Raw genomic sequence first — 26,391 nt, 5'->3', positions numbered from 1 at the left:
CTCAGGCCTTGACCGCGTCGAGCAGCTCGCGCACGGCTTTGACGCGCTCCTTCAGGTTTGGCAGGTTGGCACGACGTACGAGTTTTTCCGGACCCGCCATCTTGGTGCTGCGGTCCTTCTGGATGAGGAAGATCACCTTCAGCGGATCGATCGGGGCGTCCTTGCTGAATTGCACGCTGATCTGGGTGGCCGAGGCGTCGAGCTTGTGCACGCCGTAGTCCTTCACCAGCATGCGCAGGCGGTGGGTCTCGATCAGGGCCACGGTCTGCGGTGGCAACTCGCCGAAACGGTCGATCAGCTCTTCCTGCAGCGCGCGCAAGTCATCATCGGTGTCGCAGTTGGCCAGGCGCTTGTACAGCGTCAGACGTTCCTGCACGTCAGGGCAATAGTCGGTGGGCATCAGCGCCGGAGTGTGGAGGTTGATCTCGGACACCACCTCCAGCGGCTGCGAGAGGTCGGGCTCCTTGCCCGCCTGCAGATCCCTGACCGCGCGCTTGAGCATCTCGGTGTACAGGCTGAAGCCGATCTGCTGGATGTCACCGGACTGGCTCTCGCCCAGCACCTCGCCGGCGCCACGGATCTCGAGGTCGTGCATCGCCAGATAGAAGCCCGAGCCGAGCTCCTCCATCATCGCAATCGCCTCCAGGCGCTTCTGTGCCTGGGCGGTGGGCTTGCCATTGGCATCGGTGAGCAGATAGGCGTAGGCCTGGTGGTGCGAGCGCCCGACCCGGCCGCGCAGCTGGTGCAGCTGCGCCAGGCCGAAGCGGTCAGCGCGGTTGATGATGATGGTGTTGGCGGTGGGGATGTTGATGCCGGTCTCGATGATGGTCGTGCACAGCAGCAGGTTGGCGCGCTGCTGAGTGAATTCGCGCATCACGCGCTCGAGCTCGCGCTCGGGCAGCTGCCCGTGGCCGACCACGATGCGCGCTTCGGGCAGCAGTTCTTCGAGTCCGTTGCGTGTGTTCTCTATGGTGTCGACCTCGTTGTGCAGGAAGTACACCTGGCCGCCACGCTTGAATTCGCGCAGCACCGCCTCACGAATCACGCCGCGGCTGGCGGGCTGCACGAAGGTCTTGATCGCCAGGCGCTTTTGCGGCGCGGTGGCGATCACCGAGAACTCGCGCAGGCCTTCCATCGCCAGACCCAGGGTGCGCGGGATCGGCGTCGCGGTCAGGGTGAGGATGTCGACCTCGCGCCGCAGTTGCTTGAGCGCCTCCTTCTGGCGCACACCGAAGCGGTGCTCCTCGTCGATGATCACCAGGCCGAGGCGCTTGAAGACCACGTCCTTCTGCAGCAGGCGGTGGGTGCCGATGATGATGTCGATCTTGCCCTCGGCGAGCTGGGCGAGTGCCTCGGTCTGCTCCTTGGCAGAGCGGAAGCGCGACAGCTCGGCGATCTTGATCGGCCAGTCGGCAAAGCGGTCGGCGAAATGCTGGTAATGCTGCTCGGTGAGCAAGGTGGTGGGGCACAGCACCACTACCTGCTTGCCATCGGCGACTGCGATGAAGGCGGCGCGTAGCGCGACCTCGGTCTTGCCAAAGCCGACGTCGCCGCACACCAGCCGGTCCATGGGCCGCCCCGACCTCATGTCGCTGATCACGGCGTCGATGGCGGCCTGCTGGTCGGGGGTGGTCTCGAAGCCGAAGCCTTCGGTGAAGGCGTCCAGGTCATGTTGCTTGAAGTCGAAACGGTGGCCGGCGCGCGCCGCACGCTGGGCGTAGAGGGCGAGCAGTTCGGCCGCGGTGTCGCGCACCTGAAGCGCGGCCTTCTTCTTGGCCTTCTCCCATTGCCCGGAGCCGAGGCGGTGCAGGTCTATGGTTTCGGGGTCGGCCCCGGCGTAGCGGGTGATGACGTGCAGCTGCGACACCGGCACGTAGAGCTTGTCGCCGCCGTTGTACTCCAGGTGCAGGAACTCGGTCTCGCCCTCGCCGAGGTTCATGTGAATGAGGCCGAGGTAACGACCCACGCCATGGGAGACGTGCACCACCGGGTCGCCAAGCTTGAGCTCGGACAGGTCGCGCAGCCAGCCCTCCATCGTCGCCGCCTTGCGGCTGTCGCGGCGCGCGCGGCTGCGCGCGGTCGAAGCGTAGAGTTCGGCTTCGGTGATGACGGCGAGACCGGCGCCCATGCCCGGGGTGTGCGTGCTGGCTTCGGGCAGCATGAAACCGCTGGCCAGCGGTGCGATGCCCAGCGCAAAGGCGGCATCGCCCGCGAGGAAGGTGGCAAAGTCAGTGGCGGGCTCGGGCTGCAGCCCGTACTCGAGCAGGTACTCCGCCATCGTCTCGCGCCGGCCCGGCGAGTCGGCGAGCAGCAGGATGCGGCCACCGAAACCGTCCCGGAAGGCCTTGAGCTTGTGCAAGGGATCGCTCGCCTTGCGCTCCACCGCGAGCTCGGGCAAGGCCTGGGCAATCGCCGCGCCACTGCCGCTGCCAGCTCCCAGGCTCAGGCGCGGCCGGTCCTTGAGGGCGATGAAGAAGGCCTCATCGCTGAGGAACAACTGCTCAGGCGGCAGCACCGGGCGGCTGCGATCGCCCTTGAGCAGGTCGTGGCGTGAGCGCGTGTCGCGCCAGAATTCGGCGATGGCGGTGGGCACGTCACGATGCAGCAGCACCGCGGTGTCGGCGGGCAGATAGTCGAGCAGGGTTGCCGATTCCTCGAAGAAGAGCGGCAGGAAGTATTCGATGCCAGCCGGTGCAATGCCGTTCGAGACGTCCTTGTAGATTGCCGCGCGCGTCGGGTCGCCCTCGAAGGTCTCGCGAAAGCGGCTGCGAAAACGCGCCCGCCCCTTGTCGTCGAGCGGAAACTCACGCGCCGGCAAGAGGCGGATTTCATGGGTCGGATAGACGGTGCGCTGGGTGTCGGGGTCGAAGGTCTTGATGCTCTCGACTTCATCGTCAAAGAGGTCGATGCGAAAGGGCAGCGGTGAGCCCATCGGAAACAGGTCCACCAGACCGCCGCGCACCGAGAATTCGCCCGGACTGACCACCTGGGTGACGTGGGCGTAGCCGGCCACCACCATCTGCGCCTTGAATTGCTCGACGTCGAACTGCTCGCCCTGCTTGAGAAAGAAGGTGTAGGCGGCCAGGTAGGACGGCGGTGCCATGCGGTAGAGCGCGGTCGACGCGGGCACCAGCACGACATCGGTCTCGCCGCGGCTGATGGCATACAGCGACGACAGGCGCTCGGAGATGAGGTCCTGGTGGGGCGAGAAGTTGTCGTAGGGCAGGGTTTCCCAGTCGGGCAGCAGGTGCGCGCGCAAGCCCGGCGCCAGCCAGCCGAGCTCGTCCTGCAGGCGCTGGGCGTCGAGCGGGTTGGCAGTGATCACCAGCAGGCGCTGCGCGCGCTGGGCCAGCTGGGCGATGGCCAGGGCATCGGCCGAGCCCGCACAGGCGGGCAGCTCGAGGCGGGCGCCGGCCCGCGGCAGGGCGAGGCCGGACAGCGCCGGCAGCAAGGCCGCCAGCTGACTGGGCGACGGGCTCGCGGGCGGATGTGTCGACGCATCTGGCGACGTACTGGAAGCGGTGCTTCGGGATGCGCTCTTCGATGCGTTTGAGGAGGTGCTCGGGCTGGTGCTGTGGAGGAGGCTGGGCATCTTGGCAGACGGGACAGTAAACGGACTACGGCCGGATTGCGGCCATGGGGCCGGTGCCGGTCAGAGCAGGGATTATAGAGGACAGGGCGCGCGCGCCACGGCTCTTCGGTGGAGGCCGGCGTGAATGCGGCCGTGGATGCGGTCGTGGGTGCAGGAGACTCAAGCGCGGACGGCTTCGACTTCGGGCTGGGGTGGCCTGGGTGGCGGCAGATGGCGTTGCAGCCATTGGGCGGCGGCGGCCGCGTGCACGCCAGGAGGACGGCCGGGCGTGTCCTGGTGGACCTCGACCCAGTCCCGCAGGGTGCGCGCAATGAGCTCGAAGGCAGACCTGCAGATCGTCGCCTGGGGGTCGTCCGCGGCCACAATGAAGCGGATCGGCGTCGTCAGCGCGCGCAGGGGCACGCCACCGGCAAGGTCGGCCCGACCGGCGATGCAGACGATGGCCGCGATGCGCTCGGGCTGCGCAACCGCCGCGCGCACCGCGGCCGCACAGCCGGTGCCGGCGGCGACGATGCCCAGCGACTGCGGGGCGAGCGCGGGCTGATGCTGACACCATTCGATGGTGTCGAGCAGGCGACGGGTGAGGCGGGCGATGTTGTAACCGGCGTCGGGGTCGCGTGCGGCTTCATGGCGGGTGAGCAGATTCAGGCTCATCGTTGCAAAGCCGGCGGCCTGCAGCTCGCGCGCGCGGCGGCTGTCGTCAATCCGTGGCGGGCGATAGAAGTCGGATTCGGGGATCAACGCAAGTCCGCGCACATCGGGCGCATGCGCCAGCACGCCGTCAAGCCAGACGCCTGCAGTGGGAATGCTGATGAGGGTGTGGCGCAACTTCACGGCGGGCTGGGCGAGAAAGGCCTGGAGTTCGAATGGGACGAGCATTGCACACGACCGGCTTGCGGGGCAAGGCGCGGGCGCAAGCCGCCGCGCTCAGCGCCGATGGATGGCGACCGGGATGCGCTGTGCGCCGAAGGCTTCGCCGCGGGCTGCGCCGACGGCACCGAAACGGCCCGCGAGCGGCGTGCCGCAGTCGGGGCAGCGGCCCTGGGCATCAAGCCGGTAGCTGAGGATCTCGTACCAGTCGCGCACGATCAGGGTCTTGCCACAGCCGGTGCAGCGCGTGGTGTCACCGTCGACATCGTGCACATTGCCGGTGTAGACGTGCTTCAGTCCGATCTCGCGTGCGATGCGCCGCGCCCGACCCAGGGTCGCAGGCGGCGTCGGTGGGATCTCGCTCATCTTGAAATCAGGGTGGAAGGCGCTGAAATGCAAGGGGGTCTCATCACCCAGCTCGTCCCTCACCCAGCGCGACAAGGCGGTGAGCTCGGCGTCGGAGTCGTTCTGGCCGGGGATGAGCAGGGTGGTCAGCTCGAGCCAGGGCTGGGTCTCGTGGCGCAGCCACACCAGGGTGTCGAGAACCGGCTGCAGGTGAGCGCCACACAGCCTGAGGTAGAAGTCGTCGCTGAAGCCCTTGAGGTCGACATTGACCGCATCCATGCGCGAGAAGAAGTCCGGTCGCGCCAGCTCGGTGATGTAGGCGGCGGTCACCGCCACCGTCTTCAGGCCGCGCGCATGGCAGGCGTCGGCCACGTCCATGGCGTATTCGGCGAAGATCACCGGGTCGTTGTAGGTGAAGGCCACGCTGTGGCAACCGTGACTGAGGGCGGTGAGGGCGATCTCGTCCGGCGAAGCCGCATCCATCAGGCTGTCCATGTCGCGCGACTTGGAGATGTCCCAGTTCTGGCAGAACTTGCAGGCGAGATTGCAGCCGGCGGTGCCGAAGGAGAACACGCTGCTGCCCGGATAGAAGTGGTTGAGCGGCTTCTTCTCGATCGGGTCGATACAGAAACCTGAACTGCGTCCGTAAGTCGTCAGCACCACGCCATCCCCTTCGCGCATGCGCACAAAGCACGCGCCGCGCTGGCCGGGGTGCAGCTTGCAGTAGCGCGGACACAGGTCGCACTGGATGCGGCCATCGGCGAGGGCATGCCAGTAAAGCGCAGGGTGATGGCTGCCGGGGTGGGCGGCCTTGGCGCCGGATGGGGTCATTGGAGCTCCTGCAGTTGCGCTGGATCATCAGACGGGCGCTCGGATTCGCGCCATTTGCGCACCCCGTAGCGGGCGGCCATAAGCCCGTCCACCGGGCGTTCGACCGCCATGCCGGCCTTGCGCTTGAGCGCGGCGAGGAAGTCGGCCGGTGCGGGCAGCTGCTCCCACACCTGGGGCAGGAAGGTGGCGCTGCGACAGCCGGCAAACAGCATCAGCCCGTCCTCGTGCGGCGTGATCCTTTCCAGCAAGGCAGCCTCGGTATCAAAGTCGATGAACTCGGGCTCGCTTAGTACGGACACCTCGATGAGTACGTGCTCGAACTCGGCCTGCGACAAGGGTGGAAAGCGCGAATCCCTGCTGGCGGCGCCGACCGCATTGACGATGAGGTCTTCGCCCAGGCTGCGTGTACGGCGCACGCTGCCGATGCAGCCGCGTAATTCACCGTTCAGGGTGAGGGTGACGAAGGTGGCGCCGCGCTCGTCCAGGCGTGGGTCACCGAGCGCCTGTGGCTGCGGGCCCAGGCCCAGATGGTGGGCGATCGCGGCGCGCGCAAGGCGCAGCAGCAGGGCACCGAATTCAGTGTCGGGCATGGGTGGTTGCCTCGGGTTCGGAAAACACCAGGCTGGCATAGCCGACGACGCGGCTGCGATCGCCCGCGGTGTCGCCGGAGTTGCGCAGGTCGAGCAGCTGGGGCTTGAGCAGGCGCCGCTGCGCTGCCAGCAGCAGGCCATTGACCGGTGTTGCACCACAGGCCTGTTGATGCGAGATGCCAGGGCGCAGCTCCAGCACCTGGTCCACCGTCGAGCGGTCCGTCCACTGGGCTTGGCGATAGGGCAGGTAATGCGATAGGTCGGAGCTGATCACGATCAGGGTTTCCGGCCCACCCCACAAGGCCTCGAGCACTTCGGCGACGGAATCGTCGGAGGCGTCGCCCACCAGGATAGGCACCATGGAAAAACTGCCGAGCATGGTCTGCAGGAAGGGCAGCTGGACCTCGATGCAGTGCTCCTGCGCATGGGGCTGATCGTCAACGTACACATCGCCCCGTGCCTGCAGCATCAGCCAGTCGATACGACTCAGCGGCACCTCACCCAGCGGCGTGCTGAAAGCCTGCGCGGCGGGCAGGACGAAGCCGCGCACTGCCGCCCGATGCGCCGGACCGAGCACGACCACGCGCCGAACCTGTTCGCGCACTGCGGCCAGGGTGCGATAGGCGTAGGCGGCCACGCCCCCCGAATAGATGTAGCCCGCGTGCGGCACGATGATGGCCTTGGGCGTGATCGCGTGCTCGAGCGGCAGGGCGGCTGCAAGCATTTCGGTGATCTGCATGCGCAGCACGCGCTCTTCACGCGGGTAGAACTGTCCGGCAAGGGCCGCCGGACGCACAGATGCAATGGCCATCGCCAACCTCCACAAGCTCGCGCCTGTTATCGACGCGTTGACTATAGACCGCCTGCGCAGGAGTGGGTTCGGTGGGGTCTTGTCGCAGGTGTCGATGGGCGCGCACGCGGGGTGCACGCTGCCTTGTCTGGTTCTGCGGCGCGCGCGCCGATGCGCACGTTAGAATGCGCGCCATGCCGAATGCCCGCTCTCATCCCGACCCCCTTGTGCGACCCTTCGCCAGCGCCCACGCCGATGGCCGTGCGCATCACTTCGCCATCGTGCCCGCTGCAGGCAGCGGATCGCGCATGGGGACGGAGCGGCCAAAGCAGTATCTGCCCCTGCTCGGGCGTCCCCTCATCCATCACACCCTGGCCGTGCTGTGTGGGTCGCCGCATATCGACAAGGTCTTTGTCGTGCTCTCGATCGACGACCGCGAGTGGTCGCGTCACGACTGGTCTGCGCTGGGCGAAAAGCTCGTGCCGCTGTTCTGTGGTGGCGCCACGCGTGCCGACAGCGTGCTCGGGGGCTTGCGCGCGATCGGCGCCGAGGTCGCGCAGTCGGACTGGATTCTGGTGCATGACGCCGCACGACCTTGCCTTGCGGCCTGGCACATCGACAAGCTGGTGCGCGAACTCGCGCATGAAAAAGTGGGTGGACTGCTCGCCGTGCCCGTCGCCGACACCTTGAAGCGCGCCGATGACTATCACCGCGTCGCCGCCACCGTGCCGCGTGACAGCTTGTGGCAGGCGCAGACGCCGCAGATGTTCCGCTACATCATGCTGCGCCGCGCACTCGAGAACGCCTCCCAGGTCACCGATGAGGCGAGCGCCATGGAGGCCGCCGGTCTCAGTCCGCGCCTGGTGCAGGGCGACACCACCAATCTGAAAGTCACTTATCCGCTCGACCTGCATCTGGCCGAGTGGATTCTGCAAAATCGCGAGGGCTTGAAGTCATGAAGGTTCCGTTCCGCATTGGTCAGGGCTTCGACGTCCATGCCCTGGTGCCCGGCCGGGCGCTGATCATCGGCGGGGTCGACATCCCGTTTGCGCGCGGCTTGCTGGGCCACTCCGACGCCGATGTGTTGCTGCACGCCATCACCGATGCGGTGCTGGGCGCGGCCGCGCTGGGTGACATCGGCAGATTGTTTCCCGACACCGACGCCCGCCACGCCGGGGCCGACAGTCGCGTGCTCCTGCGTGCGGCCTTCGCCCGCGTGCGTGCGGCCGGCTGGGAGGTGGTGAACATCGATGCCACGGTGATCTGCGCCGCGCCCAGGATCATGCCGCACGCGCCCGCCATGGTTGCCAACATCGCGCTCGATCTGGCGATGGACGCCAGCGCGATCAACATCAAGGGCAAGACCACCGAAAAGCTGGGCTTCACCGGCCGCGGCGAGGGCATTGCCGCTCAGGCCGTGGCCCTGATCGCGCGCGCTGACGAGCGCTGAAATGGGAGCGGGGCGCCAGAGGCGCCCCGCTTCTCTACGGTGCCAATCATTGCACCGTCAGGTCTCCTGAACGGAGACGTCAATGTTCATGTGCACATCAATCAACAAGGATGGTGAGGATGCTCCATGTCTCCGCTCAAATTCGTCCTCCTGTGCGTGGGCTGTGAAGAGATCATAGGAAGATGGCCGAGGCGAGGCGCTCGTTCAACTCCGGTTCGCTGCACTTGGTGTAGTCCTTTTCAAAGCGCTCACTGATCAATTGTGCGGTGGGGCCGTCGATGACGGTGTTGAGCATGCCCATGAAGGCCGGCGGAGCAACAATGATGGCGCGCTTGAAGGCGTTCACCGTGCGTCCGTGATACAGCTCCTGGGCGATTTCCTGCGCGAAGACCTTGGCTTCATGCTGTTTGGGAAGCGTCTGTGGCTGCATGGACCCGCCGCCACCGCCGCCACTCATGGCACCGGCGCGATCGCTGACGAGTTCCGAATTTTTCTGTCGACTTTCAGGGTGGATCAGTTCCTTCACCAGCTGCAGACCCTTGTGGGGGCCCAGGTTTGCATACAGTTTCGCCAGGCTGGCGTTGGCAACCAGAATCCAGGTGACGGGCATAGGACGACCTCCGTGACATGAAAAAATGGTGTCTGACCCGTGGCAAGGGAGCGGCCGCCGTGGGCGACACCGCTTCCAGCTTAGTCACTCGCGGCGGCTCTGCCAAACCCATTTTTCCTGGCCCGTGAAAATTCATCCTGACAATCAACATTCCCGCCGTTCCTGGCCGCGCTACGCAGTGGCGCAGGCATGAGCGGCGCTCAGAATATCCCCATCGCCAGGCCCGCCGCCATGGCCTCACCGAGCTCTTCTGCCGCGAGCAGGTTTTCGTCCTTGATCGGGTTGCGCACGATCAAGGCTTCGGCAACGCTCTTCCAGCGGTAGCCGTTGGCGATACGGCCGATCTCGCGCACCGCACCGCGGCCGTCATTGCCGGCGCTGATGAACACCGCGTAGGGCATGCCAACGAGCTTGCCCTCGCAGGCGTAGTAAGTGCGATCGAAGAAGTCCTTGAGCGCGCCCGACATGTAGCCGAAGTTCTCCGGCGTGCCGAGCAGGACGCCATCGCTGACCAGCAGATCCTCGCTGCGGGTGTCAAAGGCGCGCTTGAGTTCGGTGTCGGTCTCTTCCACACGCTGCGCGCCGCGCAACACGGCCTCGGCGAGACGAGCGGTGTTGCCGGTCTGGGAGTGGAAGACGATCAACAGGCGCTTGCGAGCGTTCATGCGGAGCCTCCTCTGAACAGGGTTTCACGCAGCACCGGGTTGACACCATAGAACAGCACAAGTTGTTCATACACTTGCGGGAAGCGTCGCTGCAGCACGTGGGGGGTCTCGAAGAACACCTCGGACACCACGGCGAAGAACTCTCCCGGATGTTCGGCGCCGTAGGAATCGATCTCGGTGTGCACGCCACGCTCGACCTCATCGCAGAAGGACTCATAGGCGCTGGAGAAGGCGTCTGCCCAGTGTGTGCGCGCCATGCCGGGTTTGAGCCGCGGCAGACCGTCAACGCTGCCATTTTCCATGTCGAGCTTGTGCGCAAATTCGTGGATCACCACGTTGACACCGAACGGTTGCGCTTTGCCCTCGAACCACGACAGCAGCACCGGCCCACCTTCCCAGGCCTCGCCCAGCGCCTCGATGTCGTATTCGTGCACCACGCCGGCCTCGTCATATTCGCGCCGCGGGATGATGAAATCGCCCGCATAGACCACCACGCCCACCCAGCCCTTGTAGGCATCAAGCCCGATGTTGAGCACCGGCAGGCTGGCCTGCAAGGCGATGCTCAACAACATGTCGTCGTGCAGCGCGAAGTCGTGGGCGCCGTGAAACTGCTTGCACGCCAGGAACTCGAGCGCCATCTGGCGCAGGCGCGGGCGATCGCCGGGTTCGAGGTAATCGAGAAAGGGCAGGGTGGCCTCGACCCGCGCCCACTGTGCGTCCGTCACCAGGGGCAGGGGGTGGGCGAGGCCGAGCCAGCGGCGCAGGCGATCGAGCATGGCATGGAGGCGTTTCATCGCAGGCAGGGTGTCGAAAGCGAGCGCGGATGATCGCACAGTGCCGACCTGCTGCGACCCGAGGGCGGGCAGGCCGGACTCTTCCTGCGCGCCTGCGTGCGGGCGGGGCGGTCGAATTGCACAGTTTGTCTGGGGGTCAGTATGGGATAATCGGACCCTATGGTCTCTGTCACTCACGCCATCGCCCCGGGCGATACCGCAGCCCCGATTGACCTGCTCGCCGCCGGCCTGACGGTCGACGAACGGCGCCGGGTCGAGTCTGCCGTTGATTGGATCGTCGAGCTCTACGCCGGCCAGGTGCTGGGCACGGGTGAATCGGCATGGACGCATGCGATCGGCACTGCGCTGATTGCGGCGTCCTTGCGCCTGGATGCGGACACGCGCATTGCGGCGCTGCTGTTCGCCGCCTGGGAGGCGCTCGATGATCCGGTGCTGACGATCGAGGCGCGCTTTGGCGCCGATGTCAGCCGGCTCGTGCGCGGGCTGCACAAGCTCAATGGCCTGCGCGTGTTGACGCAGATGAAGACACCGAGCACTGCGCCCGAAATCCGCGCCCAGGCCGAAGTCCTGCGCAAGATGTTGCTGGCGATGGTCGAGGACATCCGCGTCGTGCTGGTACGGCTGGCCTCGCGCACCCAGACCCTGCGCTATTACACCGACCTGCCTGGCGACGAAGCGCGCCTGGAGGTAGCGCGCGAGAGCCTGGACATCTACGCGCCGCTCGCCAACCGGCTGGGCATCTGGCAGCTCAAGTGGGAACTCGAGGACCTGTCCTTCCGCTTCATCGAGCCCGACACCTACAAACGCATCGCCAGGATGCTCGACGAGCGCCGCACCGAGCGCGAGCAGTTCATCCAGGACGCCATCGACCGCCTGCGCGGCGAACTCGCCGCGGTCGGCGTCGAGGCCGAGATCACCGGTCGCGCCAAGCACATCTACAGCATCTACAACAAGATGCGCCAGAAGCGGCTGGATTTCTCGCAGGTGTACGACATCCGTGCGCTGCGCGTGCTGGTGCACGAGGTCAAGGACTGCTACACGGTGCTGGGCTTCGTGCACCAGATCTGGCAGCCGATCGCGAAGGAATTCGACGACTACATCACCAAGCCCAAGGGCAACAACTACCAGTCCTTGCACACCGCGGTGCTGGCGGGTGACGGGCGCGCGCTCGAGGTGCAGATCCGCACCCATGACATGCACAAGCATGCCGAACTGGGCGTGGCCGCGCACTGGCGCTACAAGGAAGGCTCGGGTGCGGCGGGTTCGGACTACGACGAGAAGATCGCGCTGCTGCGCAACCTGTTGTCGTGGCGCGATGAAGTCACCGATTCGGCGCACTGGATGGAGCAGTTCAAGCGCGCCTCGCTGGACGACACGCTGTACGTGCTCACGCCGCAGGGCCGGGTGGTGGACCTGCACCGCGGCGCGACCCCGGTCGATTTCGCCTATCGCCTGCACACCGACCTCGGCCACCGCTGCCGCGGTGCCAAGGTTGATGGCCAGCTCGTGCCGCTCAACACCGCGCTCGAAAACGGCCAGACCGTCGAGATCACGGCGGCGAAGGAGGGTGGGCCGTCGCGCGACTGGCTCGATCCGCGGCAGAACTACGTCGCCACATCGCGCGCGCGCAACAAGATCAAGCAGTATTTCGCCCAGCTCGATGAAGAAGACCTGCTCGCGCGCGGGCGCAGCTTCGTCACCAGGGAGCTGCAGCGTGACGGCCACACCCAGGCCAACATCGACGGCCTGGCCGAGCGCCTCGGCTTCAAGAACGCGGAGGGGCTGTATCTGGCCGCAGGCCGCGGCGAGGTGGGGCCGCGCTCGGTGCAGGTCGCGCTACGTGATGGCAGCGCGCCGGTGGCGGAGACGCCGGTGGAGCCGGCCTTCGTCGTCAACCGCAGCCGCTCGGGCGACAACACCGACAAGATCCTCATTGCCGGCGTGGGCAAGCTGATGACCTCGCTGTCGCGCTGTTGCAAGCCCGCCCCGCCCGACGCCATCGAAGGCTTCGTCACACGCGGACGCGGCATCTCCATCCACCGTGTCGACTGCCCCGACTTCCAGGCGCTGGCGCTGCACCACCCTGAGCGTGTGATCGGCGCCGAATGGGGCGAGCGCGCGTTCGACAACAAGAGCGGGTTGTATCCGGTCGACATCAACGTGCAAGCCATGGATCGCCAGGGTTTGCTGCGTGACATCTCGGAAGTGCTGTCGCGTGAAAAGCTCAATGTGACCGCGGTCAACACGCTGACCAAGAAGGGCACGGCCTACATGCGTTTCACCATGGAGGTCAGCGGCACCAAGCAGGTACAACAAGCCATCATGTTGATCCGCCAAGTCACCGGCGTGATCGACGTCCAGCGCAAGTAGATCTGCCGTCGGTCTGCGCGTGCATCAGCTGCTGGCGGCGAGCTCGCGCAGCAGGCTGAGCTGCGCGGTGCGGCGTGCGCCGCGCGGGTTCCTGCGTTTGTAGCTGCCGTCCGATTGCATTTCCCAGGCCTGGGAATTGTCCGCCAGGTAGGCGCGCAGACCCTCCTTCATCACGCGTCGCTTCAGGCGCGGGTCCAGCACCGGAAAGCTGATCTCGATACGACGGAAAAAATTGCGGTCCATCCAGTCTGCACTGGACAGGAACATGCGGTCCTCGCCGTCGGCGCGGAAATGAAAGATGCGGTGGTGCTCGAGGAAGCGGCCGACCACCGAGCGCACGCGGATATTGTCCGACAGGCCGGGAACGCCGGGCTTGAGCGCGCACGGGCCGCGCACGATGAGGTCGATCTCCACCCCCGCCTGCGAGGCCTCGTACAGGGCTTCGATGGTTTCGGGCTCGAGCAGCGCATTCATCTTGGCGATGATGCGGCCCCGTCGGCCGGCGCGCGCGATCTCGCCTTCACGCCGAATCGCCTCGATCACCCTGGAGTGCAGGGTGAAGGGCGCCTGCCACAGGTGGCGCAATTCGCTCGCTGTGCCCAGACCGGTCAATTGCTTGAACACGGCGGCCACGTCCTCGCCGATCTCGGGGTTGGCGGTGAGCAGGCCGAAATCGGTGTACAGACGCGCGGTGCGCGCATGGTAGTTGCCGGTGCCCATGTGCACATAGCGCCGCAGACCGTCTTCCTCGCGCCTGACCACCAGCAGCAGCTTGGCGTGGGTCTTGTAGCCGAACACGCCATACACCACGTGTGCGCCCACTTCCTGCAGGCGGTTCGCCCAGGTGATGTTGGCCTCTTCGTCGAAGCGCGCCATCAACTCCAGCACCACCGTCACCTCCTTGCCCTTTTGCGCCGCGCGCACGAGGTGCTCCATCAGCACCGAGTCGGTGCCGGTGCGATACACCGTCATCTTGATCGCGAGTGCCTGGGGGTCATCGGCGGCGGCACGCAGCAGGTCGATGACCGGCGCGAAGCTCTGGAAGGGGTGATGCAGCAGCACATCGGTGTTGCGCAGCGCGGCGAAGATCTGGCGGCGCTTGTCCAGTGTCTTCGGCAGGCCGGGCACGAAGGGCGGGTACTTCAGGTCGGGGCGCTCGACCCAGTCCGGCACCTGCATCAGCCGCACCAGATTGACGATGCCCGGCGTGCGATACAGGTCGTCTTCTTCAAGGTGAAAGTGCTGCAACAGGAACGCGACCATCTGCTCCGAGCAGTTGTCGGCCACCTCGAGCCGCACCGCATCGCCGAAGTGGCGCTGTTGCAGCTCGCCCTTGAGGGATGCGCGCAAGTCCTTCACTGCCTCCTCATCCACGAACAGGTCGGAATTGCGCGTGACGCGAAACTGGTAGCAGCCCAGCACCTTCATGCCGCTGAACAGCTCATCGACGTGGGCGTGCAGCACCGAGGACAGGAACACGAAGGTGTATTCGTCAGCGCAGATGTCGCGCGGCAGGCGAATGACGCGGGGCAGGGCGCGCGGCGCCTGCACGATCGCGGCGCCCGAATCGCGGCCAAAGGCGTCGCGGCCAGCGAGCTCGATGGCAAAGTTCAGGCTCTTGTTGAGTACGCGCGGGAAGGGGTGGGCGGGGTCGAGACCGATCGGGGTCAGCACCGGCATCACCTCGCGCATGAAGTAGTCCCGAATCCAGCGCAATTGTGCTTCCGTCCACAGACTGCGGCGCAGGAAGACCACCCCCTCCTGCTCCAGCGCGGGCAGGATGTCGTCGTTGAGCAAGCTGTACTGGAGGGTCAGGATCTCGTGCACCTCGTCGCTCACGCGCTCGAGCAGCTCAAGCGGAGAGATGCCGTCATCGCCCGCCTTGCGACACGCGATGCGGATCTGCTCCTTGATGCCCGAGACGCGGATCTCAAAGAACTCGTCGAGATTGCTCGACACGATGCACAGGAAACGCAGCCGCTCCAGCAAGGGCACGGTGCGATCAGCCGCCTGGGCGAGCACACGGCGCTGGAACTGCAACAAGGACAGCTCGCGGTTGATGAAGTGATCGGTGGGAAAGTTGTGTTCGGTCTTCGAGTCGTACATGGGTCTCCGCTGCGCGCTGCTGGATGTCATCAATTATGGAGCAGTTTGGCTTGCGCATCATGGCGCGCAGCGGCCCATCGCGGCCGCCGACCAGGGCGCTCATGGTGCATGGGCGGCAATATTTCCTGCCGCAACGCATCCGGGGTGCGGATGCTAGAATCCGCCGCTTGGGCCCCGTGCCATTCACGCCAGAAACTCTGAAGATGCGAAATTTCATTGCCGCGGTAGACCTTGGGTCCAACAGTTTTCGACTGCAGGTCGGTCGCATCGTCAATGATCAGATCTACCCGCTCGACGGCCTCAAGGAATCGGTACGCCTGGCGGCCGGCCTGTCGCCGGAAAAAATACTCGACCTCGATGCGCAGGAGCGGGGGGTGAGCGCGCTCCAGCGTTTCCACGAGCGCCTGCACGACTTCGACATCGACGCGGTGCGTGCGGTGGCAACCAATACCCTGCGCGTGGCGAAGAATGCGCCCGACTTCCTTATTCGTGCAGAGGCGGCACTCGGCTTCCCGATCGAAGTCATCGCCGGACGCGAAGAGGCACGCCTGATCTACGTTGGGGTTGCGCACACCTTGCCCGACCCCCACAAGCAGCAGCTCGTGGTCGATATCGGCGGCGGCTCGACCGAGTTCATCATTGGCAAGAGCTTCGAACCCTTGCTGCTCGAATCACGCTACATGGGCTGCGTCGGCTACAGCCTGCGTTTTTTCCCCGATGGCCGCGTCGACAAACGCAGCATGAAAGAAGCCGAGCTCGCTGCGCGTCGCGAGATGCAGACCATCGTCGGCGCCTATCGCGAAGCGGGCTGGGAGGAGGCGGTCGGTTCCAGTGGTTCGGCCAAGGCCCTGACCGACATCCTCGAGCAGAACGGCTTCTCGCGCTCAGGCATCACACGCGAGGGCCTGGAGCGCTTCAAGGCCGCCTTGTTCCGTGCGGGCCGGGTCGACGCGCTCGAACTGGTCGGGCTGAAGGGCGATCGCCTGCCCGTCATCCTCGGCGGCCTCGCCATCATGAGTGCGATCTTCAAGGAGTTCGGCATCGAGCGCATGACCTTCTCCGAAGGCGCGCTACGCCTGGGCGTGCTCTACGATCTGCTTGGTCGCTACCACCATCATGACCTGCGCGACGCCACGGTGAGCGCCTTCGTGCGGCGCTACAACGTGGACCTGCGCCAGGCGCAGCAAGTGGCCGACACCGCCTGCCATCTGCTGGCGCAGCTCGAACCCGCGATGGCCGAGCCCGAGCATCCCGACCGCCGCTTCCTGCGCTGGGCCGCCTTGCTGCACGAGATCGGCATTTCGGTCGCCCACTCCAGCTACCACAAGCACAGTGCCTACGTCGTCGCCAACGCCGACATGCCGGGCTTTTCGCGCAAGGACCAGGGCCGCCTGTCGCGCCTGGTGCTGTCTCACCGCGGCAAGCTCGAACGCGTCGCATCCATCGACCAGGGCAGTGTCGACTGGCTGCTGGTGGCCTGTCTGCGGCTGGCGGTGGTGATTCACCGCGCGCGCGACCTGCGCGGCACGCCGCCCATCACCATGCAGCGCGAAGGTCGCGGCTTCAGCGTGAATACGCCTCCCGGCTGGCTGCAGAAGCTGCCGCTGACCGCCGCGGCGCTGCAGGAGGAGCAGCGCCAATGGCTTGCGCTCGGGCGCGGCCTGTATGTACGCTCACCCAGCGTACGCAACGTCGCCGCCTGAGTGGCCAAACTGCGTGACGAGCCGAGCAGCAATCTGATCAAGCACCAGGGGTTCCGAGTCAGGGGTCGTGTCCAAGTCCGCATTGCACAACGAGTCGCCTGACGACTCCCGCGCTGACGCTTCCGCACCTTCCGCCGCGACTGCTGGCGCGGGTGCTCGCCCCCCTGATCCTGCGCACCCCCCCAGCCCCGTCGCCTGCGCCTTGCCGCGGATCACGCTGGACGGCGCTGCCGACACCGCGCGCGTGCACGGCGACTGGACCCTGCGCGCGCTCACCGAGCGCCTGGATACGGTGCGCAGCCAGCTCGCCCACGCCGCGCCCGCTGCGGCCTGGGACCTGGGTGCGGTGCAAGGGCTTGACAGCTTTGGCGCCACCTTGCTGTGGCGAGCCTGGGGCGGACGCTGGCCCGAGCGCCTGCAACTGAGCGTCGCACAGCGCAGCATTTTCGCCCGTGTCGCGCAGCACGCCCTGCAGGGCTTGCCCGCCGTGCCACGCCAGAGCGCAAGCGACCTGCTGGTGCATCTGGGCCGTCAGCTGCTCGGCTTTGGCCGCCACCTGACGGCCATGCTGGGTCTGCTCGGACAGCTCCTGCTCGATGTCCTGCACTTGCTGCGCCATCCGCGCGCATGGCCAGTGCTTGAAATTTCCGCCAACGTGTACAAGGTCGGCGTCAAGGCGATGCCGGTCTCCGCGCTCGTGGGCTTTCTCATCGGCGTCGTGCTCTCCTACCTGTCGGCGCTGCAGCTCAAGCTCTTTGGGGCCGACGTTTTCATCGTCAACATCCTGGGGCTGGGCATCATCCGCGAGCTCGGGCCGGTACTGGTGTCGGTGCTGGTGGCGGGGCGCTCGGGCTCGGCCATGACCGCGCAGCTCGGGGTGATGCGGGTCACGCAGGAGATCGACGCGCTGGCGGCGATGGGGGTGTCGATCTCGCAGCGCCTGGCGTTGCCCAAGGTGATCGCGCTGACTCTGGCGATGCCCTTGCTGGTGTTGTGGACCTCGGGCGTGGCCTTGCTGGGCGGATGGGTGTCGGCGCTGATCGAGCTCGACCTCTCGTTTCATTATTTCATCACCGCCTTGCCCGACGCGGTGCCGATCGCAAACCTCTACATCGGGCTCGCCAAGGGCGCGGTGTTCGGCTTCCTGATTGCGCTCATCGCCTGCCATTTCGGCCTGCGCGTGCAGCCCAATACCGAGAGCCTGTCCAGAAACACCACGGCCTCTGTGGTCACCTCCATCACCCTGGTCATTCTGGTCGATGCAATCTTCGCCATCGCCACGCGCTCGATCGGCATTCCCGGATGAGTGAGGCCACGATCACGCACGCGCCCAGCCCCGAGCTCATCGTTTCCTTGCGCGGGATCAGCACCCGCTTCGGGCGCAAGGTGGTGCATGAGGGCCTGGACCTCGACATCGAGCGCGGCGAGATCGTCGCCCTGGTCGGCGGTTCCGGCAGTGGCAAGACGACCCTGCTGCGCCACCTCATCGGGCTCACCCAGCCGGCTGCCGGCAGCGTCGCCCTGTTTGGCGAGGACCTGCGGGCGGGCAGCACGCGCGCACGCCTCGCCCGCCAGCGCCGCTATGGCGTGCTGTTCCAGCAGGGCGCCTTGTTCTCGGCCTTCACCGTGGCCGAGAACATCGCCTTTCCGCTGCGCGAGCTGGGCGTGGTGCACCCGCACGAAATCGACGACCTCATCGCCGTCAAGCTGGCGATGGTGGAGCTCGAACCCGAGCACGCCGTGCTCATGCCGGCCGAGCTCTCCGGCGGCATGGTGCGGCGCGTGGCGCTCGCGCGTGCGCTGGCGCTGGAGCCCGAGCTGCTGCTGCTCGACGAACCCACGGCGGGGCTGGACCCCGACCTCAGCGCCGCCTTCGTACGCCTCATCCTGTCGCTGCGCCAGGCGCTCGGCCTCACCGTGGTGCTGATCACCCACGATCTGGATACGATTGTGGCGATGGCCACCCGCATCGCGGTGCTGGCCGACAAGCGCATCATCAGCTACGCCTCGCTCGATGACACGCTGCAGGTCGAACATCCCTTCATCGAACGCTTTTTCGGTGGCGCTCAAGGGCGGCGCGCCCTGGCCCGCCACAGAGCGGAGGACTGAGATGGAAAATCGCGCGCATGCGCTCGCTGCCGGCCTGTTTGCGCTGGCCCTGGGGTTGGGGCTGATGACGGCCTTGTGGTGGTTCTCGCAGGACCGCGAGCAGACGCGCGCGCTCGTTCTGGTGGCGCGCGACGACATCGGCGGCCTCGGCCCGCAGGCGCGGGTGCGCTTTCGCGGGCTGGCCATCGGCACGGTGGCGGAGATCCGCATCGACCCGACCGACAGCCGCAACATCCTGGTTCGGGTTCAGGTCAGTGAGGAGCTGCCGCTCACCCGCGGCCTGCGCGCCTCGATCGGAACCATAGGCGTCACCGGGCTCGCCTTCGTCCAGCTCGACGACCGCGGCACCGACCCCACACCGCTGCTGGGCGAGGGCGGTGAGGCGCCGCGCATCAGCCTCGAGTCCGGCCTGCTCAGCCAGCTCGGCGAGCACGCGCTGGAGGCGGTCGAGCAGTTTCGCAAGTTGAGCGCGCGTCTGTCGAACATCTTCGACGAGGACGGGGTGAGCCAGCTGCGCGCCACGCTTGCCCGCATCGACTCAGCCGCCGCGGGGATGGACAAGAGCTTCAACGAGCTGCCCAGGACCCTCGCTGCGCTGCACAGCGTGCTCACGCCACAAAATGTCGCCCGCCTTTCGGCGACGCTGGAAAACCTTGAACGCGGCAGCGCCCAGGCTGCGCCCGCGATCGCCGAGGTGCGCGCGCTGGTCAGCCGCATCGACCTCATGGCGGCACGTTTCGACCAGGCGGCAGGCGCCGCCAGTGATGGCCTGGTCGATGGCGCCTTGCCGCAGCTCGACACCTTGTTGCGCCAACTCACATCCAGCTCGCTGCGCCTGGGGCGTCTGCTCGAGGAGCTCGATGCGGCGCCGCAAATGCTCTTGCTGGGGCGTTCCGCGCCCGCACCCGGGCCGGGCGAGGCTGGTTTTGACGCCGCGCCCAATCCTACGGAGTAAATGGATCATGAATCATGTGCACTACCGCAGTTTGCGCCACGCCTGCCTTGCGTTGTGCCTTGCGCTCACCCTGGGCGCCTGCAGCGGGCTGGACCTGCGCCCTGCGCCCATGGCCTTGTACGACCTGGGCGTCAGCCCCAGCCAGTCGCTGCCAGCCGAGCTCGCGCCCGCGCAGCTGAAATTGTCCGCCGCGCCCTGGCTGTCGGCCACCGCCATGCACTATCGGCTGTCATGGCTGGACCCGAGTCGTCGCCGTGCCTATGTCGAGAGCCGCTGGGTGTCAGCCCCGGCCGAGATGCTGGGCCTTGCCCTCGAGCGCGGCCTTGCAGCCGGCGCGGGCGGTCTGCATTGCCATCTGCGCGTGGAGCTCGATGAGTTCGTTCAGGTGTTCGACAGCGACACCCAGAGCCATGTGGAGCTGATCGTGCGTGTTGCGCTGCTGCCTTCGCGCAGCACAGTCCCGCTCGCGCGCACCGAGTTTCGCATCACCGAGGCTGCGCCCAGCGCCGATGCGAGCGGCGGCGTCAGCGCCCACCGCAGCGCGGCGCAGCGTCTGGTGCATGAAATCTCCGCCTGGCTGCTCGCGCTTGACCGCGCCAGCACAGCGGGATTGAATGGCTACGGGCGCTGCGGCGTCTGAAACGACCCGTCCGCAGACGGGCACAACATCACTGCAAGGGAGAACCATGACTGCAAGCCGACAATCGCCCTATGAAATCGGGCTACAAAAAAACACGGCCAACTATGCGCCGCTGTCGCCACTGACCTTCATCGAGCGCAGCGCCTACATCTATCCCGATCGCCTTGCCGTCGTCCACGGCGCCCGGCGCTATACCTGGTCGCAAAGCTATGAGCGCAGTCGCCGCCTTGCCTCGGCGCTCAAGCAACTGGGCGTGGGCAAGGGCGACACCGTTTCCACCATCCTCAACAACACGCCCGAAATGTTCGAATGCCATTTCGGCGTGCCGGCCTGCGGCGCGGTGCTCAACACCATCAACACCCGGCTCGACGCCGAGGCGGTGGCCTTCATCCTGAACCACGCCGAAGCCAAGGTGGTATTCACCGACCGTGAGTTTGCGCGCATGGCGAAGAAGGCGATTGCGCTCGCCGATCGCCCGGACATGATCGTCATCGACGTCGATGACCCCGAATACACCGGCCCCGGTGAGCGTGTCGGCAGCCTTGAATACGAGGCCGTGCTCGCAAGCGGCACACCCGACTTCGTGTTCGAGCCGCCTGCGGACGAGTGGGATGCGATTTCGCTCAACTACACCTCGGGCACGACCGGCGACCCCAAGGGCGTGGTGTATCACTATCGCGGCGCCTACCTCAACGCCATGTCCAACATCGTGTCCTGGGGCATGCCGCCGCACTCGGTGTATCTGTGGACCCTGCCCATGTTCCACTGCAACGGCTGGTGCTTCGCGTGGACGATGGCCGCCAATGCCGGCGTCAATGTCTGCCTGCGACGTGTGGATCCGCGCCTGATCTTCGATGCCATCCGCGAGCACGGCGTCACCCACTACTGCGGCGCGCCCATCGTGCATTCGATGCTGGCCAATGCCCCGGAAGCCTGGCGCGATGGCATCAACCACAAGGTGTCGGGCCTGGTTGCCGCCGCGCCGCCGCCCGCTGCCGTGATCGAAAGCATGGCAAAGATCGGCTTCGACATCACCCACGTCTACGGCCTCACCGAAACCTATGGCCCGGCCGCGGTGTGCGCCAAACACGATGGCTGGAAGGACCTGCCGCTGGCCGAGCAGGTGGTGCTCAACGGTCGCCAGGGTGTGCGCTATCACGCGCTCGAAGGCATTACCGTGATGGATCCGGAGACCATGGAGATGGTGCCCTGGGACGGCGAGACCATGGGTGAGATCATGTTCCGCGGCAACCTGGTGATGAAGGGCTATCTCAAGAACGAAAAGACCACCGCGGAATCCTTCCGTGGCGGCTGGTATCACTCCGGTGACCTCGCCGTGATCCAGCCCGACGGCTACATCAAGATCAAGGACCGCTCCAAGGACGTGATCATCTCGGGCGGGGAGAATATCTCCTCGATCGAGGTCGAAGACGCCCTGTACCGTCACCCCGCGGTGATGGCGGCGGCGGTGGTGGCGTTGCCGGACGACAAATGGGGCGAGGTGCCTTGCGCCTTCGTCGAGTTGCGCGAGGGCAACGAGGTCAGCGTCGACACCCTGGTCGCGCACTGCCGCGAGCACCTGGCCAGCTTCAAGGTGCCAAAGCGCATCATCTTCGGCGAATTGCCCAAGACCTCGACCGGCAAGATCCAGAAGTTCGTGCTGCGCGAAAAGGCAAGATCCACCTCAGCCTTCGACTGATCCTGCGCCCGTGGGCAGGGGCGCTTCCGCGGTCCGCCGCGGAAGCGCCGTTTGCCGCTCGTGGCAAGCGCTGGCCGTTCCTGGCAGGAAGAGTTAGCATGAGCCTCCGTTGACGTTAACGTTAACTAAAAAACAGTTGGACCAACGCCCGAATTTGCCGAGGAGACCCCTGATGAGTGCCGTTCCCGTTCCCAATGCCGATGCCATGCTCCTGCGCCACGACGATGGTGGTGTCACCACGCTGACGCTGAACCGTCCGCATCAATTCAACACCCTGTCCTACGAAATGCTCGAGACCCTGATCGCCGCGGTGGACGCGATCGCCGCCGACGACAGCGTGCGCGTGGTGGTGCTGGCCGGCGAGGGCAAGGCCTTTTGCGCCGGGCACGACCTCAAGGAGATGCGCGGCAATCACGAGCTCGAGTTCCAGCAGCGCCTGTTCCGCCTGTGCAGCAAGTTCATGATGAAGCTCACCGAGCTGCCGCAGCCGGTGATCGCCCGTGTGCACGGCATCGCCACCGCGGCGGGCTGCCAGCTGGTGTCGATGTGCGACCTCGCCGTGGCTTCCGATCACGCGCGCTTTGCGGTGTCGGGCATCAACGTGGGCCTGTTCTGTGCCACGCCTGGCGTTGGCCTGTCGCGCAACATGGGGCGCAAGCAAGCCTTCGAGATGCTCGTCACCGGCGACTTCATCGACGCGCACGAAGCCCAGCGCCGCGGCCTGGTCAATCGCGTGGTCGCGCTCGACGAGCTCGATGCCGAAGTGGCCAGGCTCGCCGCCTCCATCGTGGCCAAGTCGCCGGTCGCTATCCGCATGGGCAAGCAGATGTTCTACAAGCAGCTCGAGATGGGTCTGGACGGCGCCTACCAGACCGCCGGCGAGACCATGGCCTGCAACGCCATGTGCGAGGACGCCGCCGAGGGCATGGACGCCTTCGTCGCCAAGCGCAAGCCGCAGTGGAAGGGGCGCTGAGTCTCCTGCGGCGGTCCGGGATGGCACAGCGACGATGCTGATCGACACCCATATTCACCTTGACGCAGCGCAGTTCGACGCCGACCGTCAGCAACTCATCGACGCTGCGCGCGCGGTGGGCGTCGCAGGTTTCGTGCTGCCTGCGGTCGAAGCTGCCAACTTCGCTGCGGTGGAGGCGCTCGCCGCGGCCAACGCCGACATGTGCTGCGCGCTCGGCATCCATCCGCTCTACGTCATGCAGGCGCGGATGGAAGATGTGGACGTGCTCGATGAGCGCCTGGGCGAGGGCGCCGCGCTTGCGCTGGGCGAGATCGGGCTCGATCACTTCGTCACCGATGTCGATCCCGGGCGCCAGCAGGAATTTTTCAAAGCCCAGCTCAGGCTCGCGCGCAAGCACGAGCGCCCGGTCATCCTGCACGTGCGGCGCGCGGTCGACGCCGTGCTCAAGGAGCTGCGCCGCCTGCCGGTTTGCGGTGGCATCGCGCACGCCTTCAACGGCAGTCGTCAGCAAGCCGACATCTTCATCGGCCTGGGCTTCAAGCTCGGCTTTGGCGGGGCGATGACTTTCAGCGGCTCCACCCGCATCCGCACGCTGGCGGCCACGCTGCCGCTGGAGTCCATCGTGCTCGAGACCGACGCCCCGGACATTGCCCCCGAGTGGGCGCAGGGTGGGCGCAACGAACCCGCCAACCTCGCACGCTACGCAGCCATTCTTGCCGAGCTGCGCGGCATCGACGTCGCCGAAGTCATCACCACCACCGGGCGCAATGCGCTCGAGGTGCTGCGCTGGACGCGCGCGCCCTCAGGCTGCTGAGTCCATCGGGCCGCTTGCTGCGCTCGAGTGTGATCGCGCAATGAGATCGGCAATGTCGCGCTTCAGGCGCAGCACGTCGCTGTCGAACTTCTCGTAGTTCATCAGCGAGACGCCGAACACATAGGCGTAGAGCAACATGCAGCGGCTCGAGGCTTCTTCCATCGGCACCCCGCAGGCCAGAAACAGATCGCGCGCGCGGCGCAGGCGCACGTCGTCCACTTCGGCGACGATCGCGGCGGCCTCGACGTCTCGGCGCGCCCAGTCGCGCACCGCGAGCTCTATCATCATGCCGCGGCGACTGCGGCTGGCGCTGTAGACGTCGATGACGTGATAGATCTGCGCCAGCTCGCTGCCGGGCTGGGCGCGCGTCTGCTTGATGATGTCGCGGATGCGGCCTTCCTTCCAGTGCTGCAGGATCGCGACCAGGAGGTCGCGGCGATCCTCGAAGTGCCAGTAGAAGCTGCCTTTCGTCACTTTCAATCGTTTCGCGAGAACCTCGACGCGCAGGCCGGCAATGCCCTCTTCGGCCATGACTTCGATGGCAGCCATGACCCAACTCTGACGATCGAGCTGGACCCGGGCTTTCTTGGGTGTGTTTTCCATACGGGCTAGTATTGACGATTCTTCTTCCATACGCTACCGTATGTATAGTGCAGTTTTGGTGTCATCCCCGAGCCTTGGCCGGCATGCGTGTCATATGTGTGGAGCAGTGACATAATCAGGCACTCCGCTCACGCAGCGGTGGAAGAGACTTTGATCAACGAAAGGAGCGCGGCAGAGTGAAGATTCTTGTACCCGTCAAACGCGTTGTCGATTACAACGTCAAGGTTCGCGTCAAGGCCGATGGCACTGGCGTGGATATCGCCAACGTGAAGATGAGCATGAACCCCTTCGACGAAATTGCAGTGGAAGAGGCAGTGCGTCTGAAAGAGGCCGGCGTGGCCACCGAAGTGGTTGCCGTAAGCTGCGGCCTGGGAGCCTGCCAGGAGACCCTGCGTGCCGCCATGGCCATCGGCGCCGATCGCGGCATTCTCGTCGAGACCGATGTCGAGCTGCAACCGCTGGCCGTTGCCAAGCTGCTCAAGGCCGTGTGCGACAAGGAGCAGCCCACTCTGGTCATCGCCGGCAAGCAGGCGATCGACGACGACGCCAACCAGACCGGCCAGATGCTGGCGGCGCTGGCCGCATGGCCGCAGGCCACCTTCGCCTCCAAGCTGGTGATTGCGGATGGCAAGGCTCAGGTCACGCGTGAAATCGACGGCGGGCTCGAGACCCTGTCGATCAGCCTGCCGGCGGTGGTCACCACCGACCTGCGCCTGAACGAGCCGCGCTACGCCACCCTGCCCAACATCATGAAGGCCAAGAAGAAGCCGCTTGACACCTACAAGCCGGCCGACCTCGGTGTTGACGTGACGCCGCGCCTGACCACCCTGAAGGTCGCCGAGCCGCCCAAGCGCAGCGCAGGCGAACTCGTGGCCGACATTGCACAGTTGGTCGACAAACTCAAGAACGTTGCAAAGGTGCTCTGAACATGGCCATTCTCGTTATCGCTGAACACGACAACCAATCCATCAAGGTCGCAACCCTCAACACCGTGGCCGCTGCCACCCAGCTCGGAGACGAGGTGCACGTGCTGGTTGCCGGCGCAGGCTGCGCCGCCGCAGCTGAGGCCGCCGCCAAGGTCGCCGGCGTGAGCAAGGTGCTGGTGTGCGACGCCGCCCACTACGAAGCGCAGACCGCCGAGAACGTCGCCGAGCTCGTCAAGGGCCTCGCCGCCAACTACAGCCATGTCCTCGCTCCGGCCACGCCGGCAGGCAAGAACATGCTGCCGCGCGTCGCCGCGCTGCTCGACGTCGCCCAGATCAGCGACATCGTCGCGGTCGAATCCGCCGATACCTTCGTGCGCCCGATCTACGCCGGCAATGCGCTGGCCACGGTCAAGAGCGCCGACGCCGTCAAGGTGATCACGGTGCGTACCACCGCCTTCGACGCTGCCGCCGCCGAGGGCAACAGCGCGCCGGTCGAAGCCCTGGCCGCTGGCGCTGATCTCAGCGTCACCGCGCTCGTCGATCGCGAGATCGTCAAGAGCGCGCGCCCCGAGCTGGGCGCGGCCAAGGTCATCGTCTCCGGTGGTCGTGGCATGGGCAACGGCGAGAACTACCACAGCCTGCTCGAGCCCCTGGCCGACAAGCTGGGCGCAGCGCTGGGCGCCTCGCGCGCCGCGGTCGACGCGGGCTTCGTGCCCAACGACTACCAGGTCGGCCAGACCGGCAAGATCGTCGCGCCCCAGCTCTACATCGCCGTCGGCATCTCGGGCGCCATCCAGCACCTGGCCGGCATGAAGGACTCCAAGGTGATCGTCGCGATCAACAAGGACCCTGACGCGCCGATCTTCCAGGTTGCCGACTATGGCGTGGTGGGCGATCTGTTCGAGCTCGTTCCCCAGCTCACCGCCGCGCTCTGATCAGGACGTGAATCTCGGGAC

General features: G+C 66.1%; 23 protein-coding genes. 13 read left to right on the top strand and 10 right to left on the bottom strand.

The features are described from left to right. Position 1: 1 nt before the first annotated feature. The 5 genes from mfd to amrB all read right to left on the bottom strand — a co-directional run bounded on the left by mfd (position 2) and on the right by amrB (position 7,039). The gene (gene mfd, locus M622_RS22605; protein WP_040830273.1) at positions 2-3,460 is read right to left on the bottom strand and encodes a transcription-repair coupling factor; all 3,459 of its coding nucleotides are present in this window, start codon (positions 3,458-3,460) and stop codon (positions 2-4) included. A gap of 291 nt (positions 3,461-3,751) precedes the next feature. Further along, positions 3,752-4,471 (bottom strand): dienelactone hydrolase family protein, encoded by a 720-nt coding sequence (locus M622_RS22600; RefSeq protein ID WP_021247836.1) that lies wholly within the window; start codon positions 4,469-4,471, stop codon positions 3,752-3,754. 48 nt (positions 4,472-4,519) lie between these two features. Then, a complete protein-coding gene (gene amrS / locus M622_RS22595; RefSeq protein WP_021247835.1) occupies positions 4,520-5,638 on the bottom strand; it encodes an AmmeMemoRadiSam system radical SAM enzyme in 1,119 nt (372 codons plus the stop codon). Next, complete coding sequence (amrA, locus tag M622_RS22590; protein ID WP_021247834.1) at positions 5,635-6,228, bottom strand: AmmeMemoRadiSam system protein A; 594 nt, start codon at positions 6,226-6,228, stop codon at positions 5,635-5,637. The genes amrS and amrA overlap by 4 nt, the downstream gene beginning before the upstream one ends. After that, positions 6,215-7,039 (bottom strand): AmmeMemoRadiSam system protein B, encoded by an 825-nt coding sequence (gene amrB / locus M622_RS22585; RefSeq protein WP_021247833.1) that lies wholly within the window; start codon positions 7,037-7,039, stop codon positions 6,215-6,217. Before amrB ends, amrA begins: the two co-directional genes overlap by 14 nt. A 173-nt stretch (positions 7,040-7,212) precedes the next feature. On the opposite strand from amrB, the gene ispD reads away from it, so the two are divergent. Together ispD and ispF are read left to right on the top strand one after the other, a co-directional pair. Further along, complete coding sequence (ispD, locus tag M622_RS22580; RefSeq protein WP_088178565.1) at positions 7,213-7,977, top strand: 2-C-methyl-D-erythritol 4-phosphate cytidylyltransferase; 765 nt, start codon at positions 7,213-7,215, stop codon at positions 7,975-7,977. Beyond that, positions 7,974-8,468 carry a 2-C-methyl-D-erythritol 2,4-cyclodiphosphate synthase gene (gene ispF / locus M622_RS22575; protein WP_021247831.1) on the top strand — a complete coding sequence of 165 codons (495 nt, stop codon included), beginning with the start codon at positions 7,974-7,976 and terminating at the stop codon, positions 8,466-8,468. The genes ispD and ispF overlap by 4 nt, the downstream gene beginning before the upstream one ends. 172 nt (positions 8,469-8,640) lie before the next feature. Here the strand turns inward: ispF and M622_RS22570 are convergent, their stop codons facing one another. The 3 genes from M622_RS22570 to M622_RS22560 all read right to left on the bottom strand — a co-directional run bounded on the left by M622_RS22570 (position 8,641) and on the right by M622_RS22560 (position 10,519). Next, complete coding sequence (locus tag M622_RS22570) at positions 8,641-9,078, bottom strand: host attachment protein (RefSeq protein WP_021247830.1); 438 nt, start codon at positions 9,076-9,078, stop codon at positions 8,641-8,643. A 200-nt stretch (positions 9,079-9,278) separates the two neighbouring features. After that, on the bottom strand, positions 9,279-9,743 hold the full coding sequence (locus M622_RS22565) for a flavodoxin family protein (protein WP_021247829.1): 465 nt from the start codon (positions 9,741-9,743) through the stop codon (positions 9,279-9,281). Next, positions 9,740-10,519 (bottom strand): M90 family metallopeptidase, encoded by a 780-nt coding sequence (locus tag M622_RS22560; protein ID WP_021247828.1) that lies wholly within the window; start codon positions 10,517-10,519, stop codon positions 9,740-9,742. The genes M622_RS22565 and M622_RS22560 overlap by 4 nt, the downstream gene beginning before the upstream one ends. A gap of 177 nt (positions 10,520-10,696) precedes the next feature. Between M622_RS22560 and M622_RS22555 the strand changes: the two genes are divergently transcribed. Then, positions 10,697-12,907 (top strand): RelA/SpoT family protein, encoded by a 2,211-nt coding sequence (locus M622_RS22555; RefSeq protein WP_021247827.1) that lies wholly within the window; start codon positions 10,697-10,699, stop codon positions 12,905-12,907. A gap of 24 nt (positions 12,908-12,931) precedes the next feature. On the opposite strand, the gene ppk1 is transcribed toward M622_RS22555, so the two are convergent. Then, on the bottom strand, positions 12,932-15,013 hold the full coding sequence (gene ppk1 / locus M622_RS22550; protein WP_021247826.1) for a polyphosphate kinase 1: 2,082 nt from the start codon (positions 15,011-15,013) through the stop codon (positions 12,932-12,934). A gap of 203 nt (positions 15,014-15,216) precedes the next feature. Between ppk1 and ppx the strand changes: the two genes are divergently transcribed. The 8 genes from ppx (at position 15,217) to M622_RS22510 (ending at position 23,906) form a co-directional block, all read left to right on the top strand. Further along, complete coding sequence (ppx, locus tag M622_RS22545) at positions 15,217-16,716, top strand: exopolyphosphatase (RefSeq protein WP_031346128.1); 1,500 nt, start codon at positions 15,217-15,219, stop codon at positions 16,714-16,716. A 202-nt stretch (positions 16,717-16,918) separates the two neighbouring features. After that, positions 16,919-18,022: an MlaE family ABC transporter permease gene (locus M622_RS22540; RefSeq protein WP_021247824.1), complete on the top strand. Its 1,104-nt coding sequence runs from the start codon at positions 16,919-16,921 to the stop codon at positions 18,020-18,022. Continuing rightward, the gene (locus M622_RS22535) at positions 18,019-18,825 is read left to right on the top strand and encodes an ABC transporter ATP-binding protein (protein ID WP_021247823.1); all 807 of its coding nucleotides are present in this window, start codon (positions 18,019-18,021) and stop codon (positions 18,823-18,825) included. The genes M622_RS22540 and M622_RS22535 overlap by 4 nt, the downstream gene beginning before the upstream one ends. Position 18,826: 1 nt before the next feature. Continuing rightward, positions 18,827-19,780: an MlaD family protein gene (locus M622_RS22530; RefSeq protein WP_021247822.1), complete on the top strand. Its 954-nt coding sequence runs from the start codon at positions 18,827-18,829 to the stop codon at positions 19,778-19,780. A gap of 7 nt (positions 19,781-19,787) precedes the next feature. Continuing rightward, positions 19,788-20,420 (top strand): ABC-type transport auxiliary lipoprotein family protein, encoded by a 633-nt coding sequence (locus M622_RS22525; RefSeq protein ID WP_021247821.1) that lies wholly within the window; start codon positions 19,788-19,790, stop codon positions 20,418-20,420. 46 nt (positions 20,421-20,466) lie between these two features. Beyond that, positions 20,467-22,119, top strand: a complete 1,653-nt coding sequence (locus M622_RS22520; RefSeq protein WP_021247820.1) for an acyl-CoA synthetase — start codon at positions 20,467-20,469, stop codon at positions 22,117-22,119. Positions 22,120-22,291: 172 nt separating this feature from the next. Then, entirely contained in the window at positions 22,292-23,092 is an 801-nt protein-coding gene (locus M622_RS22515; protein WP_021247819.1) for an enoyl-CoA hydratase, read from the top strand. Positions 23,093-23,126: 34 nt separating this feature from the next. Beyond that, positions 23,127-23,906, top strand: a complete 780-nt coding sequence (locus tag M622_RS22510; protein WP_021247818.1) for a TatD family hydrolase — start codon at positions 23,127-23,129, stop codon at positions 23,904-23,906. Here M622_RS22510 and M622_RS22505 read toward each other — a convergent pair. Next, the gene (locus M622_RS22505) at positions 23,895-24,509 is read right to left on the bottom strand and encodes a TetR/AcrR family transcriptional regulator (protein ID WP_021247817.1); all 615 of its coding nucleotides are present in this window, start codon (positions 24,507-24,509) and stop codon (positions 23,895-23,897) included. The two genes, M622_RS22510 and M622_RS22505, sit on opposite strands and share 12 nt — an antisense overlap. 176 nt (positions 24,510-24,685) lie before the next feature. Between M622_RS22505 and M622_RS22500 the strand changes: the two genes are divergently transcribed. After that, the gene (locus M622_RS22500) at positions 24,686-25,435 is read left to right on the top strand and encodes an electron transfer flavoprotein subunit beta/FixA family protein (protein ID WP_021247816.1); all 750 of its coding nucleotides are present in this window, start codon (positions 24,686-24,688) and stop codon (positions 25,433-25,435) included. 2 nt (positions 25,436-25,437) lie between these two features. Continuing rightward, positions 25,438-26,370 carry an electron transfer flavoprotein subunit alpha/FixB family protein gene (locus M622_RS22495; RefSeq protein WP_021247815.1) on the top strand — a complete coding sequence of 311 codons (933 nt, stop codon included), beginning with the start codon at positions 25,438-25,440 and terminating at the stop codon, positions 26,368-26,370. Positions 26,371-26,391 lie beyond the last annotated feature (21 nt).

The sequence above is a fragment of the Thauera terpenica 58Eu genome (genome assembly GCF_000443165.1).
Classification (GTDB): domain Bacteria; phylum Pseudomonadota; class Gammaproteobacteria; order Burkholderiales; family Rhodocyclaceae; genus Thauera; species Thauera terpenica.
Note: the sequence above shows the minus strand (reverse complement) of the source record. Positions and strands in the feature narration are given on the sequence as shown.